Source organism: Arthrobacter sp. FW306-2-2C-D06B (genome assembly GCF_021789175.1).
Lineage (GTDB): Bacteria > Actinomycetota > Actinomycetes > Actinomycetales > Micrococcaceae > Arthrobacter.
Genome location: NZ_CP084560.1, coordinates 4313765 through 4327522 on the forward strand (window position 1 = coordinate 4313765; position 13758 = coordinate 4327522).

The following is a 13758-nucleotide window of genomic DNA, read 5'->3' on the forward strand; positions in this document are numbered from 1 at the left end:
CGACCCCTCGCGGTCCATATCGAGAACCCCAAGGCAATGAAGGAGCCCAAATAGATGGTCCAATCATCGGAATAAGGTTCCGGGATGAAGTACGCCAACTGTCCAATTAGCAAGACGGCCGTGAATCCCAGAGAGAGCGCGGGTCGCCATGCCGAGACAGCAATGGCGAAAGTGGTCAAGATCAGTATCGAAAATCTTGACAGAATAAGCTTCCACAATTCAGCCCAATGGGGAAGCCATGGCGCCATAAATCCCAGTTCCGCCACACACCACAGGGCGAAAAAGATGACGGCCGCCGCGGGGGCGCCCCAATGCCGTGCAACTTTCAGTGTCTGTTCCATGTCAGCCACCCTATCCACGGGCAAGGACACGGCGACGCCGATTCTGCCCCCCAGCGCCCGATCTCCACCCGGGAGCCAGCAGATTCATCTTTGGAGCCAACGTGAGACGTGAGCGAGCGTTTGCCCAAATGGCCCCAAAAGTGAGCGAGCGTTTGCCCAAATGGCCCCAAAAGTGAGCGAGCGTTTGCCGAACCCAACGCCCGCTCACATATCCGGCCCAAATCCCGAACGCCCGCTCACATATCCCGCCCAAATCCCGAACGCCCGCTCACATAACCGGCCCGCGGAACAAAAGAACGACGGCGACGCTCCGCAGCAGAGCGGTGGGCGTCGCCGTCGTCGGCTATTCGGGTTGGGTGCGCGGCCCTATTCGGCCGCAGCGGCAACCGCCGCCGTGACCGCAGGCGCAACGCGCGGATCCAACGGGCTGGGCACGATGTAATCGGCGGAGAGTTCATCCTCGGCCAACGCGGCGATGGCGCGGGCCGCAGCGATCTTCATGGCCGGAGTGATGCGGCGTGCACCGGCGTCCAAGGCTCCGCGGAAAATTCCGGGGAAGGCCAGGACGTTGTTGATTTGGTTCGGGAAGTCGCTGCGGCCAGTGGCCACGACGGCTGCATATTTGACGGCGACCTCGGGCAGGACTTCAGGGTCCGGGTTGGACAGGGCGAACACGATCGAATCCTGGTTCATAAGCTTCAAGTGTTCCTCGGCCAGTTTGGACGAGGAAACGCCGATGAACACGTCGGCGCCTTGCAGTGCCTCCGCGGGTCCGCCGGAAAGGGCGCGGGGGTTGGTGCGCTGGGCGAAGCGGGCTTTGACGCTGCCCGAATCGGCCACCAGGTCGGCGCGCTCGGCGTTGATGATCCCCTTGGAATCCAGAAGGACGACGTCCTTGACGCCCGCGGTCAGCAGGATCTCGGAGACAGCGATGCCGGCGGCACCCGCACCGGAGACCACAACTTTCAGTCCTTCAAGTTCACGGCCGGTCACCTTGGCGGCGTTCGTCAACGCTGCGAGAACCACGACGGCGGTGCCGTGCTGGTCATCGTGCATGACGGGGCAGTCGAGCGCTTCGATGAGACGCTCTTCGAGTTCGAAGCAGCGGGGCGCCGAGATGTCTTCGAGGTTCACGGCACCGAAGCTCGGACGCAGACGGACGAGGGTCTCGATAATTTCGTCCACGTTGGTGGTGTTGAGGACCAAGGGGATGGAGTCGAGATCGCCGAAGGCCTTGAAGAGCGCGGACTTTCCTTCCATGACCGGGAGGGAGGCGCTGGGCCCGATGTTACCCAGGCCGAGGACCGCGGTCCCATCGCTGACGACCACGACAAGACGCTCGGCCCACGTGTGGGTGCGTGCAAGATCAGGGTTGGCGTGGATCGCGCGGCTCACCTCGGCGACGCCGGGGGTGTAGGCGATGGAAAGGTCCCGCTTGTTCAAAAGCGGCACGGTGCTCGAAACGGAGAGCTTGCCGCCTTCGTGGGCGGTGAAGATTTCCTCTTCGCTCAGCGCCAGGGCAGTCAGATTCTGTTCAGGGGTGATGGTCTCGACGGACACGTCGTTGTCTCCTCAGGCTAGCCGTGAACCCACGGCACAATTCGGGCAGGTGTAGAGGCTTCGGTGCCGGACCAAGGGTGGTTGGTCCGTGCGGTGAAACTCCTGCGGATATGGGCTGCTAGCCGCTTGGGTCCTGTCTTCGTAGACAGGGGCCTGATAGGAAGACTAGAGACATCCAGTCATAAACTCATACTTTTGGTCGTAGTGGTCTAGACCAATTACGTAGATTCCTGGAAAAGCTACGCGTCCGCAATCAACTTGCAGGCGTTCTTGAGGTCCTTCTCTGCGTCGAAAAGTGAGATCCGGCGGCAATTGACCGACTGGACCAGACCACTGATGACGTGGAGCAGAATCCTGGCCCTCCCGGCGTCGCCGATCGCAGCCGCGACCATCTCGGCGGAGAGCGCTTCGATATCGCGCAAGAGTACGGGGATGTCACCATCGCGGGTATCCCATGTGCGGGACAGACAGTGTTCGACGGCGGGCTGCATGACCCGCATATGGAATATCTCCATCCCGAGACCGGTGAGTTCTTGCTGGCTACACCTCGAAGACGCCGGTTTTGAGTCGTTGAGCTCCCGCAGTTGCTGCCGGTAGACCGCAAGCATGAGATGAACCGTGGAAGGAAAGTAGCGGTAGAGCGTCCCCAGCGGTACGTGGGCCCTGGTAGATACGTCCGAAAGGCTCACGGTATCGAACTGGCGCTGGGCGAATCCCGCGGCAGTTTTCAGTATCCGGGCGTAGCGCAATAGCTGTCTCGGCGTGGTGGGAGCAGCCGCCATTTGGGGCAACCCCGCGGCCAGATCCAGCGAATACGGTTCCAAGGAGTTCGGTTCGGACATTTCCGGCGTTCTGTTGGTTTGGGCTTCGTTCGGGGAGATTGCGCGGCCCCCCATAGACCGAGCGCGTCCTGACAATGATACGGCAGCAAGTTGTCAGTTCCCTGAGAACGGATTCGCAGGGCTACGCAACACCCTTGATCTTCACGACGAAAACGGCGCCCAACAAACCGATGACAGCTGCCGCCACATACAGCGAGACGTAGCCACCCCAGAACACAACGAAGAAGGAGGCAATCGCCGGCGCGATCACTTGCGGCAATGAGTTGGCGACGTTGATGACCCCGAGGTCCCGGCCGCGGTCCAAGGCTGCAGGCAGCACCTGGGTAATGAGCGCGAAGTCGACCGCGAGATACGCGCCAAAGCCGATACCGAGCACCGCCGCGCCGGCAATGGCCCCCGTCCATGTGGGTTCGAACGCAAGGATCAGGGCAGCTATCGAAATGACGACGGACGAGACAATGACCAGCGGTTTGCGTTTGCCCATGCGGTCGCTGATGGCGCCGCCCACCACACTGGTGATGATCACCATGACGGCATACAGGCCCGTCAGGATGAGGACCCCGAACTCGGGCTTGATCCCCTGCGCTTCCTCCAGGTGCACGGCATCCTTGAGGAAGAACAGCAAGTACAAGGTGACCATGTGGTTGCCGACATTGACCAGGAACCTCGTCAGCCAGGCCCACGCGAAGTCCGGATACTTAACGGGCGAGATCCAAAAGCCCTTGACGAATGTCCAGAGTTTGAACGGTGGCCTGGCCTCCCGAACGAGAGGCACGTCGTCATTTTTGAATAGATAGAGCACGACGCCTGCCAGCAGCGCAACAGCGCACACGATGTAGCCGAGGGAAAAGTTCCCGGAAACCACGGACGCGATCACCGCGCCCGCGAGAATGCCCACGGTCTGGCCCATGGCCGCAAGTCCGCCAACCGCGCCGCGCTGCGGCACTGGTACTCGATCCGGAATGGCCGCGGTGATGGCCGCATAGGCTCCGTTACAGCCGGCCTGGACAAGGCACCACAGAATAGTCATGACCGCCACATTGGGAGCTCCCGCCAGGGCCACCAAGGCTGCGGCGCCCAGGATGGCGCCGAAAAGCACCCACGGTACCCGCCGTCCGAGGCGGGACGTGGTGCGGTCGCTGAACGCACCAAACAAGGGATTCGCGACCATCGATACCCCAGCGCCGCAAGCCGTAACCAGCGCAAGGATGGCTTCCTTCTGGCCTTCGTCAAAATGGATGGCCTGCTGGCCGAGCAACACCTGGATAGGGCCGAAGAATGCAGCGTTGATGCCCACATTGACGAGCACCACTCCGGTGACCCACAGCGAGCGGACGCGCTCCACGGGCTCGGCGAGCGCCGTCGTCGGGCCTTGTGTTGGCGCAGGATCTAGAGCAGGATCCGTCGCCGGTCTTTCAGGCAATGAACCGGGCAGATCGGACAGGCTCATGACGGGGCTCCCCTAGCGTCTGGACGTGTGGATTCAGCCTAGCGCCAAGGCAAGTCCGCACGCGTTAGGGTAACTCCAACGGACCGAGGAGGATCAACGATGAACAGCCCAGCGAACCCCATCAACACCGCAGATCTCTACGACGAGCGTGCCGAGGATCTTGAGTCGATATCACTGCAGTTCCAGGACCTCGGCGGCGTCTCGCACTTCAGCGGCCCCGTTCGCACCATCAAGTGCTTTGAGGACAATGCCTTGGTGAAGACGATTCTGGCCACCCCCGGCGACGGCGCCGTGCTGGTGGTGGACGGCTACGGCTCGCTGCGCACAGCCCTCATGGGGGACATGATCGCCGAGAGCGCCGTCGCGAACGGCTGGGCTGGCGTCGTGATCAATGGAGCCATTCGCGATCGCGTGGCGATCGCGAAGCTGCCTTTGGGCGTCAAAGCCCTTGGGAGCAATCCCAAGAAGAGCTCCAAAGTGGGCCGTGGCGAAGTGGACATCCCTTTGGTGCTTGACGGTGTGCATATCGAACCCGGCAACCTGATCTACTGCGATCCTGACGGGATTCTCGTAGAGCGGTGACATATTTCTCTCCAATCGGGTAAGACAGGGAATACGGGAGCGATTAGGATAGTTACTGAAAGCAACTATCCTGCTTAGTCCCCTTTTCATCCACCTTTGGAGAAGCAATGTCCAACGCCACGCCTGTGCGGGCCGCCGGAGAGGTCTTGACACACCGTCAGACGCTCACCGTCATGGTGGGCCTCATGCTCGGCATGTTCCTGTCCTCCCTGGACCAGACCATCGTGTCCACGTCCATTTACACCATCGCCAACGACCTGGACGGCCTGTCCCTGCAGGCGTGGGCCACTACGGCCTACCTCATCACATCCACGGTGACCACCCCGCTGTACGGCAAGCTCAGCGACATCTTCGGCCGCCGCCCGCTGTACCTGGCCGCGATCCTGATCTTCCTCGCGGGCTCCCTGTACGCCGGTTCCGTGCATTCCATGACCGAGCTCGCCATCGCCCGCGGCATCCAGGGTATGGGCGCCGGCGGTCTGCTGGCCCTCGCATTGACGATCATCGGCGACATCGTTGCCTTGAAGGATCGTGCCAAGTACCAGGGTTACTTCATGTCCGTCTTCGGCGTTTCCTCCGTCCTCGGTCCCGTGGTCGGCGGTGCTTTCGCAGGCTCGGCCAACATCCTTGGCTTCGACGGCTGGCGCTGGGTCTTCTTCATCAACCTGCCCATAGGCCTGGCCGCACTGGCCGTGGTGTTCTTCTACCTGCACCTGCCCGCGAAGCACGTCAAGCAGAAGATCGACTACTGGGGTGCTGGAGCCATCACGCTGGCAATCGTCCCGCTGCTGCTCGTGGCCGAACAAGGACGCAGCTGGGGCTGGACCTCCGGAAACTCGTGGATCTGCTACGGGCTTGGCGTCATCGGCATCATCGCGTTCCTGCTGGTTGAGCGGCGTGCCGGCGACTACGCGCTGATCCCCCTGCGGCTCTTCAGGAACATCACCTTCGGTTTGTCTTCCCTGCTGAACTTCATCATCGGTATCGGCATGTTCGGGGCCATCGCGATGCTCCCGATGTACCTGCAGCTGGTCAAGGGCCTCACCCCTACCGAGGCGGGCCTCATGATGATCACCTTCACGGTGGGCATCCTCTTCGGTTCCATTACAGCGGGACGGACCATCTCGGCGTCGGGCGTCTTCCGGATCTTCCCGATCCTCGGTACGGGCATCCTGACCGCCGCCGCAATCGTCATGGGCCTGTCCCTCGGCGTCGACACCGGCCTCTGGGTTCCCGGCCTGATCGCCGTATTCTTCGGCATGGGCCTGGGCTTCTGCATGCAGCCCCTCACTTTGGCCATGCAGGTCTCCGTGCCGCCGAAGGACATGGGCGTGGGCACGTCCACCGCGGCATTCTTCCGTTCCATGGGCGGCGCCGTGGGAACCGCTGTGTTCATCTCGATGCTCTTCAGCCTGGCCGCCGACAAGATCGCCTCGGGCATGAAGGACGCCATGGGCAGCACGGACTACCTCAAGGTGCTCAAGGATCCCGCGGTTGCAGCGGATCCCGCCAACGCCAAGCTGTACGACTTCTTCAAGAACGGCGCCACGAACGATTCGCTGAACGACACCAGCTGGCTGCACCACGCCAACCCGGCGCTCACGCGGCCCATCCTCGAAGGCTTCGCACAGTCGATCGACACCGTGATGCTGACCGCCGCGGCGCTCACCGGCCTCGCGTTCCTCATCACGTTCGCTTTGCCGAACAAGAAACTCACGGATCCGAAGGCGGCAGCGAAGGAATCCGTTTCCGCGCACTAGGCTCTCTTTGACCGCGTCACGGCAGGCAGTCTTTTGGACTGCCTGCCGTTGTCGTTTCCAGCGTTCGCGCGGTGGGGTGCCCGACGGCGGCGCAAAAGTTTGCGTGGCGTGACACGTCCGGTGTGGCCGGCCCGGTTGACTGGAAGTCACGCTGGCAGCGTGCAACACTGTGTAGCGCGAGTGCACCGGCGTCCCCGTCGGACTCAGCTGCCGATGACGACCGCGCCGCACAATCCACTAATTTTTCTCAAGGGAGAGCCATGCCCAATTCCAGCTCCGACAGCCGTTCCGGCGTCCCACGCAAGGTAATTGGCCTGGCCGTTGCCGGAGCTGTGGGCGGTTTCCTCTTCGGCTTCGATTCCTCCGTGGTAAACGGCGCCGTGGATGCGATGAAGGACGAATTCATGCTGAGCGCAGCCGTCACGGGCTTCGCTGTGGCGGTCGCGCTGCTCGGCTGTGCCGCAGGGGCGTATCTTGCGGGCAAGGTGGCGGACCGCTACGGCCGTATCCCGGCCATGAAGCTTGGTGCCGCCCTCTTCCTGGTCAGCTCCATCGGGACTGGCTTGGCCTTCAGCATCTGGGACCTGGTTTTCTGGCGCCTGGTGGGCGGCCTGGGAATCGGCCTCGCGTCGGTGATCGCGCCGGCCTACATCTCGGAAATCTCACCGCGCCAGGTCCGCGGCCGGCTCGCGTCGCTGCAGCAGTTGGCGATCACCACCGGTATTTTCGCGGCCCTCCTGTCCGACGCCGTCCTGGCGACTTCGGCGGGAAGCGCGCACCACGCCTTGTGGCTCGGAATTGAGGCCTGGCGCTGGATGTTCATTGCCTGCGCGGTGCCTGCCGCGATCTATGGCCTGATCGCCTTCCGGCTGCCTGAGTCCCCGCACTTCCTGGTCCTCAACGGCAAGGAAGACACCGCACGAAAGATCTTCGACACCCTGATGCCCGGCGACGATACGGAACGCCACATCCGCGAAATCCGTGACTCCATCAAGCAGGACGAGCTCTCCACCAAGAAGGGCTCGCTACGTGGCAAGGCCTTTGGCCTGCAGCCCGTGGTGTGGATCGGCATCATCTTGTCGGTGCTGCAGCAATTCGTCGGCATCAACGTGATCTTCTACTACTCCACCACACTGTGGAAAGCAGTCGGCTTCCACGAGCAAGACTCCCTGGCCATCTCCGTGGCAACGTCCGTCACCAACATCCTGGTCACCCTTGTGGCCATCGCCCTCGTGGACCGCATCGGCCGCCGGCCCATCCTGCTGACGGGCTCGATCGGCATGGCCGTGTCCTTGGGTGCCATGGCGCTGGCCTTTTCTTCCGCCAGCGGGACGGGATCTTCGGTGTCCTTAGCCGGCGCCTGGGGCCCGGTGGCCCTGGTAGCCGCAAACGTGTTCGTGGTGAGCTTCGGCGCTTCGTGGGGACCGTTGGTGTGGGTTCTCCTGGGCGAGATCTTCCCCTCACGCATCCGTGCCCGTGCACTCGGCCTGGCCGCCGCGGCCCAGTGGATCGCCAACTTCGCCATCACCTTGAGCTTCCCTATCATGGCGGCCGGTTCGCTGCCGCTGACTTATGGCATGTACGCGCTGTTCGCCGCGGCGTCGTTCTTCTTTGTCATGTTCAAGGTGCCGGAAACCAACGGCATGTCCCTTGAGCAGGCCGACACCTTGTTCGTCCCGAAAGGCTCCAGGCCCGCAGAGCTCGCGATCACCGAACCGAAGTAGCCTCACCTCCCCCGCTGCACCCAAGTAGCTCGCAGTTGTTGTCGTTTTGACGGCTCATAACGACAACAACTGCGAGCTACTTGGGAGATTTTGCTGCTTACACGAGGTGCGGTTCGTGCGACTTCAGGTAGCGGCGTCCGCCGACAGCCACGAGGATTGCGAACGCAAGCGCAAGGGCCGCGGCGAAGAACGGGATCTGCGGGCCGAAGTGCTCACCCAACTGCGCCGCGACAAACGGAGCCAGCGCCCCGCCCATCCACCGCACGAAGTTGTAACCGGCCGAAGCCACAGGACGCGGCGAATCGGAAACCTCCATGGCCAGTTCCGTGTAGAGCGTGTTGTTGATGCCCAGCAGGGCGCCCGCCACAATGACAAGCACGACGACGGCGGTCACCGAGTGCCCCGCGGCCAGTCCCAGCCCGACGAGGTCCAGCAAAAGGGCCCCGAGGGTGCCGACCAGGACGTTGGTGGTACCGAAGCGACGCTGCAGCACGGGTGCCACGAAGACCGAGAACACGGCCACGGCCACGCCCCAACCAAAGAACACGGAGCCGATACCGTAGGCGTCCATCCCGAGAATGAAGGGCGTGAAGGCCAGGATAGTGAAGAAGCCGTAGTTGTAGAACAGGGCGCTGGCCGCGGTAGTGCGAAGGCCTTTGTGGCCCAGGGCAAGGAGCGGGTCACGCAAACGGGCCTTCGTGGCCGGCCTCGCGGTCTTGGGCAGCAGGGCCAGCAAGGCGATGAAGGAAATGGCCATGAGGACCGCGGTGCCGAAGAACGGTGCGCGCCATTGCCAGCCGCCGAGAAGCGCGCCGAGCAATGGGCCGAGGGAAATGCCGAGGCCAAGGGCGGCTTCGTACAGGATGATCGCAGTCCCGGTTCCGCCGCTCGCGACGCCGACAATCACGGCAAGCGCGGTGGCCACGAAGAGGGCGTTGCCAAGTCCCCAACCAGCGCGGAATCCGACCAGCTCACCCACGCTTCCCGACAGGCCTGACAACGAGGCGAAGACGACAATCAGGGCCAGGCCGGTCATCAGCGTCTTTTTGCCGCCGATCCGGGAAGAAACGAACCCGGTCACGAGCATCGCGACGGCGGTCACCAGGAAGTAACTCGTGAAGAGCAACGACACTTGGCTGGGGCTGGCCTGGAGGTTCTTGGCGATGGCCGGCAGGATCGGGTCCACCAGGCCGATGCCCATGAAGGCGAAGACGGCGGCAATCGCCGTGGCCCACACGGCTTTGGGCTGCTTGAGGAACGAGGCCTTTTCGGCCTCGAGTGTTTCTTCCGCTGGCTGCAGTTGCTCTGCGAGCTGGCCTTTCATGGACTGCTCTCCTAGTTTTTGGGTCGTTCAGTTGTTGGTTTTGTTCAGTTCTGGACTGAATGGTTGATCTTGTCGAACACCGGAAGGGCGGCTTGGACCGCGTCGCGTTCCGCCTGGCTCAGCGTTCCGAGGATCCCGGCGATGAATTCGTTGCGGCGCCGGTCGGCATTCTCGACGGCGGCACGTCCCGCCGCGGTTGCGGCGACACGGACGGCACGGGAGTCGTCCGGGTCTGCTTCGCGTTTGACCAGGCCTGCGCGCTCAAGCTTGATGATCTGCTCCGTGGCGCTTGGGACTTTGACCCCAAGGTTCCGGGCGATCCCCCCGACGCGGGCACCGCCGTCGAGCGCCATCTTGAGGACGCCAAGCTGGGCCGAGCTGAGTTGCTCCTCGGAATCGAGGCGGCGCATCACGTAGACGCTCTGCCGCAAGGCTTCCCGGAATGATTGGGCGAGGGCGAGGAGCGCGTCGTCAGCTTGATCGGTGTTCATATTTAGGTATCCTAACAGTTAGGCTACCTAAATATCAAGAGGTGCGTGGTCTTCAGTCCGCTGGCAGCCCCTGGTTACAGCACCAGCTTCATCCCCTCGTGACTGGCGACGAAACCCAGCCGCTCATAGAAGCGATGGGCGTCCTTGCGGGACTTGTCACTCGTGAGCTGGACCAGGGTACAGCCCCGGTTCCGCGCCTCTTCGATCGCCCATTGCATCATGGCCGCACCGACGCCATGGTCCCGCAACTCCGCGGCAACGCGCACGGCCTCGATCTGGCAGCGCAACGAGCCTTTCCGGGCCAGCCCCGGGATGAAACTCAGCTGGAATGTCGCGACGCAGGCGCCGTTCAGGTGGCCTACCACCAACAACTGGGCCGGATCCTCGTTGATCTGCTGAAACGCCTGCAGATAAGGGCCGACGTCCTCGGCGTTTTCACGGGAACCGCCCAACTGATCCGCCGCGAGCAATCTCAGGATGGCGGGCAGGTCCTCCCAGTGGGCGCGGCGGAGGGTGAAGACTCCTTCGTCCAGAACCATGCTCAACAGCGGCTTCACGCCTGGATTTGTGTGACTCATAGCACCAGCCTGACACAAGCTGGGGGCTTCGTTTTACGAGCGTTCATGAATTCTGGGTGAAACGATCAATCACAAATTCTGGGATGGTTCGAGTTAGTTTGGACTAGCAGATTTGTTAGCCACGTCACCATGCGGCGAATCACCCGAAGGATGCAGATATGTCTCACCAGACAACAACAGGGCAACGCACTGCCTCCAGCAAAGACAGCGAGCCGCATCTGGCGCGCTCACTGAGCAACCGCCACATCCAGTTGCTTGCGATCGGCGGCGCCATCGGCACAGGCCTCTTCATGGGCTCCGGAAAGACCATCTCCGTCGCCGGGCCGTCCGTGATCTTCGTGTACATGATCATCGGCTTCATGCTGTTCTTCGTCATGCGCGCCATGGGCCAGCTCCTGCTCTCCAACCTGAACTACAAGTCCTTCAGCGACTTCGCCGGCGACCTCCTTGGTCCCTGGGCAGGCTTCTTCACGGGCTGGACCTACTGGTTCTGCTGGGTGGTAACAGGGGTGGCCGATGTCATCGCCATCGCGGGCTACGCCAATGAGCTCTGGCCGGGTGTGCCGCTCTGGATTCCGGGCCTCGCGACCATCGCCATCCTGCTGTTGCTCAACCTCCCCACGGTGAAGGCCTTCGGCGAGACTGAGTTCTGGTTCGCCCTCATCAAGATCGTTGCCATCGCCGCTTTGATCATCGTGGGCATCGTCATGATCTCCACCGGCTTCAAGTCCGACGCCGGAGCCGCTAGCTTGACCAATCTCTGGAGCCACGGCGGCTTCTTCCCCAAGGAATTCATGGGCTTCGTCGCCGGCTTCCAGATCGCGGTCTTCGCGTTCGTGGGCATCGAACTCGTGGGCACAGCCGCGGCCGAGACCAAAAACCCGGAGCACAACCTGCCCCGCGCCATCAACGCCATTCCCGTCCGCGTGATGCTGTTCTACGTCGGCGCGCTCATCATCCTGATGTCCGTCATTCCCTGGACCGAGTTCAAGGCCGGCCACAGCCCGTTCATCGCCATGTTCTCCCTCGCCGGACTGGGCATCGCGGCAACCGTGGTGAACCTCGTGGTCCTGACCTCCGCCATGTCCTCGGCCAACTCGGGCATCTACTCGACGTCGCGCATGGTGTTCGGCCTGGCGAACGACGGCGATGCCCCCAAGGTGTTCGGCCGCCTTTCCAGCCGTAAAGTCCCGCAGAACGCCCTGTTCCTGTCCTGCGTGCTTCTCCTCGGCGGCGTCGCACTGCTCTACGCCGGCAAGGACATCGGCGCAGCCTTCGACATGGTCACCACCGTGTCCGCCGTCTGCTTCATGTTCGTTTGGTCGATCATCCTGGCCAGCTACCTTGTCTTCCGGAAGCGCCGGCCCCGGCTGCACGAGGCATCGACCTTCAAGATGCCCGGAGGGATCGTCATGGTGTGGGTGGTCTTCGCCTTCTTCGGCTTCCTGGTCTGGGCCCTGACTACGCAGCCGGACACGCTCACGGCCCTGCTCGTAACGCCCATCTGGTTCGCGGTCCTCGCCGCGGCGTACGCCCTGGTCCGGAAGTCGCCGCTGCACCAGGCCCGCGTAGCCGAGTGGAAAGCCATGGCCGAAACCGAAACCACCGCCGTCGAAACCGCCGCCCGCTAGGACGCCCGCTCACATACAGCGGCCATTCTTCCGACGCGCGCTCACATATGAGCCTTTTCGACGTAACGCGCGCTCACATATGGCGGCACAACCCGAAACCCTCCTTCACGTCGTCATGTGAAGGAGGGTTTCGGGTTTCCCACCGAGGTTCATGACCGGTTGCCCTCAGGGACGCTATCCGGCGCGGCCTTCTTGCTGCTGGCCTCACGGAAGAGTAGCTGCATCAGGCTCGGCTTCTGCGAAAAGGTTGCAACCGCTACGTTTTTGCGCACAAAGTCGTCCGAAGTGAGTTGCCTCAGCATGCAGTCCGCAAGGTCCGCCCGCGACGTGAAAGTGCCGTTTATGTAATCAACGGCCATCTTGTATTCGGTGACGGACTCGGTCTCGAAAAGACCGGAGGGCCGCATGATTGTCCAGTCCAGGCCGCTCGCTACGACGGCGGATTCCATCCGCCGCATGTCCTCATACAGTGTCTTACCCAGCAGCTTGGTAATGAGGGGCTGCAGCACTTTCTCGAAAAGAAACCCGCCATGCGGGCCGGCCGAGATGTCAGTGGCGCTGGAGCTCACGCAGACCAGCCGACGGACGCCGTGGTTGCCCATTGCCCGGATGATATTCCCCGTGCCGACGGAATAGACCGTGATCGGCTGGCGGCTGTATGGAACACCGAGGGTTGAGAGAACGGCATCCTTTCCTTCGACGACGGCACTCACGTCCTCGAAGTTATACACATCGGCGCCTACGACGCTTAGGCCGGGGGCCGAAAGCGGGAATTCGTGTGGCCGGCGCGTGACGGCTGTGACGATGTGTCCGGCGTCGAGCGCTTGTGCGGTGAGAATCCTTCCGGTGGGGCCGTTTGCCCCGAATACTGCGATCTTCATGTGATGCGGCCTCCGGTAGTCTTATCCTAGGAAAACCATACAATACAGAAACGATATCATATGAATTTCATATCAAATCAAGAGGCCGCGAATCCTCGCCTTCGGCGGCGTGCTGTTGCTGCGCTCAAAGCCGAGCTTCGCAGCGTACGCGTGCAACTGTCCGTGCTCAATCACCAGGTCGGCACCCAAGCCGAGCTGAAGGATGTTGACCTTGATTGTCTTGACCTGATCTCAAGCCGGGGACCGCTCAGCCCGAGCATGTTGGCCAAACTCGCCGGCCTGCACCCAGCCACCATGACCGGAATTCTCGACCGACTCGAACGCGGAGGCTGGATTGTCCGGGACCGGGATCCGTCCGACCGGCGCGCCGTGGTCATCCGGGTTCTGCCCGACAGAAACGCCGAGATGTTCCGCCTTTACTCGGGAATGAACAGCCTCATGGACACGATCTGTGCGGACTACGACGACGCTGAAATCGCCGTCATTACCGACTTCCTGCGGCGCGTCCAGGCGGCCGGACGGACGGCGTCGGAAGAACTCGGCAACTAGTTGACGCTCGCTTACTTTTCGAGCCCAAAACGCTCACCCTCCTTC

12 protein-coding genes are annotated in these 13758 nt (G+C 62.3%); 5 read left to right on the forward strand and 7 right to left on the reverse strand.

Features of this window, described 5'->3' with window-relative positions:
- Positions 1 to 707: 707 nt before the first annotated feature.
- From LFT47_RS20130 to LFT47_RS20140, 3 genes are all read right to left on the reverse strand, one after another.
- Complete coding sequence (locus tag LFT47_RS20130) at positions 708 to 1901, reverse strand: NAD(P)-dependent malic enzyme (protein WP_236813506.1); 1194 nt, start codon at positions 1899 to 1901, stop codon at positions 708 to 710.
- A 239-nt stretch (positions 1902 to 2140) separates the two neighbouring features.
- Entirely contained in the window at positions 2141 to 2743 is a 603-nt protein-coding gene (locus LFT47_RS20135) for a TetR/AcrR family transcriptional regulator (RefSeq protein ID WP_236813508.1), read from the reverse strand.
- Positions 2744 to 2864: 121 nt separating this feature from the next.
- A complete protein-coding gene (locus LFT47_RS20140) occupies positions 2865 to 4193 on the reverse strand; it encodes an MFS transporter (RefSeq protein WP_236813511.1) in 1329 nt (442 codons plus the stop codon).
- A gap of 99 nt (positions 4194 to 4292) precedes the next feature.
- Between LFT47_RS20140 and rraA the strand changes: the two genes are divergently transcribed.
- From rraA to LFT47_RS20155, 3 genes are all read left to right on the forward strand, one after another.
- Positions 4293 to 4775, forward strand: coding sequence for a ribonuclease E activity regulator RraA (gene rraA / locus LFT47_RS20145; protein ID WP_236813513.1), 483 nt, complete (start codon positions 4293 to 4295; stop codon positions 4773 to 4775).
- A 107-nt stretch (positions 4776 to 4882) separates the two neighbouring features.
- A complete protein-coding gene (locus LFT47_RS20150; protein ID WP_236813515.1) occupies positions 4883 to 6535 on the forward strand; it encodes an MDR family MFS transporter in 1653 nt (550 codons plus the stop codon).
- A gap of 260 nt (positions 6536 to 6795) precedes the next feature.
- Positions 6796 to 8259, forward strand: a complete 1464-nt coding sequence (locus LFT47_RS20155; RefSeq protein ID WP_236813516.1) for a sugar porter family MFS transporter — start codon at positions 6796 to 6798, stop codon at positions 8257 to 8259.
- Between the two features lie 97 nt (positions 8260 to 8356).
- On the opposite strand, the gene LFT47_RS20160 is transcribed toward LFT47_RS20155, so the two are convergent.
- From LFT47_RS20160 to LFT47_RS20170, 3 genes are all read right to left on the reverse strand, one after another.
- Positions 8357 to 9583, reverse strand: coding sequence for an MFS transporter (locus LFT47_RS20160; RefSeq protein ID WP_236813518.1), 1227 nt, complete (start codon positions 9581 to 9583; stop codon positions 8357 to 8359).
- 44 nt (positions 9584 to 9627) lie between these two features.
- On the reverse strand, positions 9628 to 10074 hold the full coding sequence (locus tag LFT47_RS20165) for a MarR family winged helix-turn-helix transcriptional regulator (protein WP_236813520.1): 447 nt from the start codon (positions 10072 to 10074) through the stop codon (positions 9628 to 9630).
- Between the two features lie 74 nt (positions 10075 to 10148).
- Positions 10149 to 10652, reverse strand: a complete 504-nt coding sequence (locus LFT47_RS20170; RefSeq protein ID WP_236813522.1) for a GNAT family N-acetyltransferase — start codon at positions 10650 to 10652, stop codon at positions 10149 to 10151.
- 158 nt (positions 10653 to 10810) lie between these two features.
- On the opposite strand from LFT47_RS20170, the gene LFT47_RS20175 reads away from it, so the two are divergent.
- Complete coding sequence (locus LFT47_RS20175) at positions 10811 to 12283, forward strand: amino acid permease (RefSeq protein ID WP_236813525.1); 1473 nt, start codon at positions 10811 to 10813, stop codon at positions 12281 to 12283.
- Positions 12284 to 12432: 149 nt separating this feature from the next.
- On the opposite strand, the gene LFT47_RS20180 is transcribed toward LFT47_RS20175, so the two are convergent.
- Positions 12433 to 13164: an NAD(P)-dependent oxidoreductase gene (locus tag LFT47_RS20180; RefSeq protein ID WP_236813527.1), complete on the reverse strand. Its 732-nt coding sequence runs from the start codon at positions 13162 to 13164 to the stop codon at positions 12433 to 12435.
- A gap of 60 nt (positions 13165 to 13224) precedes the next feature.
- Here LFT47_RS20180 and LFT47_RS20185 point away from each other — a divergent pair, with 60 nt between their 5' ends.
- Positions 13225 to 13713 carry a MarR family winged helix-turn-helix transcriptional regulator gene (locus LFT47_RS20185; RefSeq protein ID WP_236813529.1) on the forward strand — a complete coding sequence of 163 codons (489 nt, stop codon included), beginning with the start codon at positions 13225 to 13227 and terminating at the stop codon, positions 13711 to 13713.
- Positions 13714 to 13758: the final 45 nt, after the last annotated feature.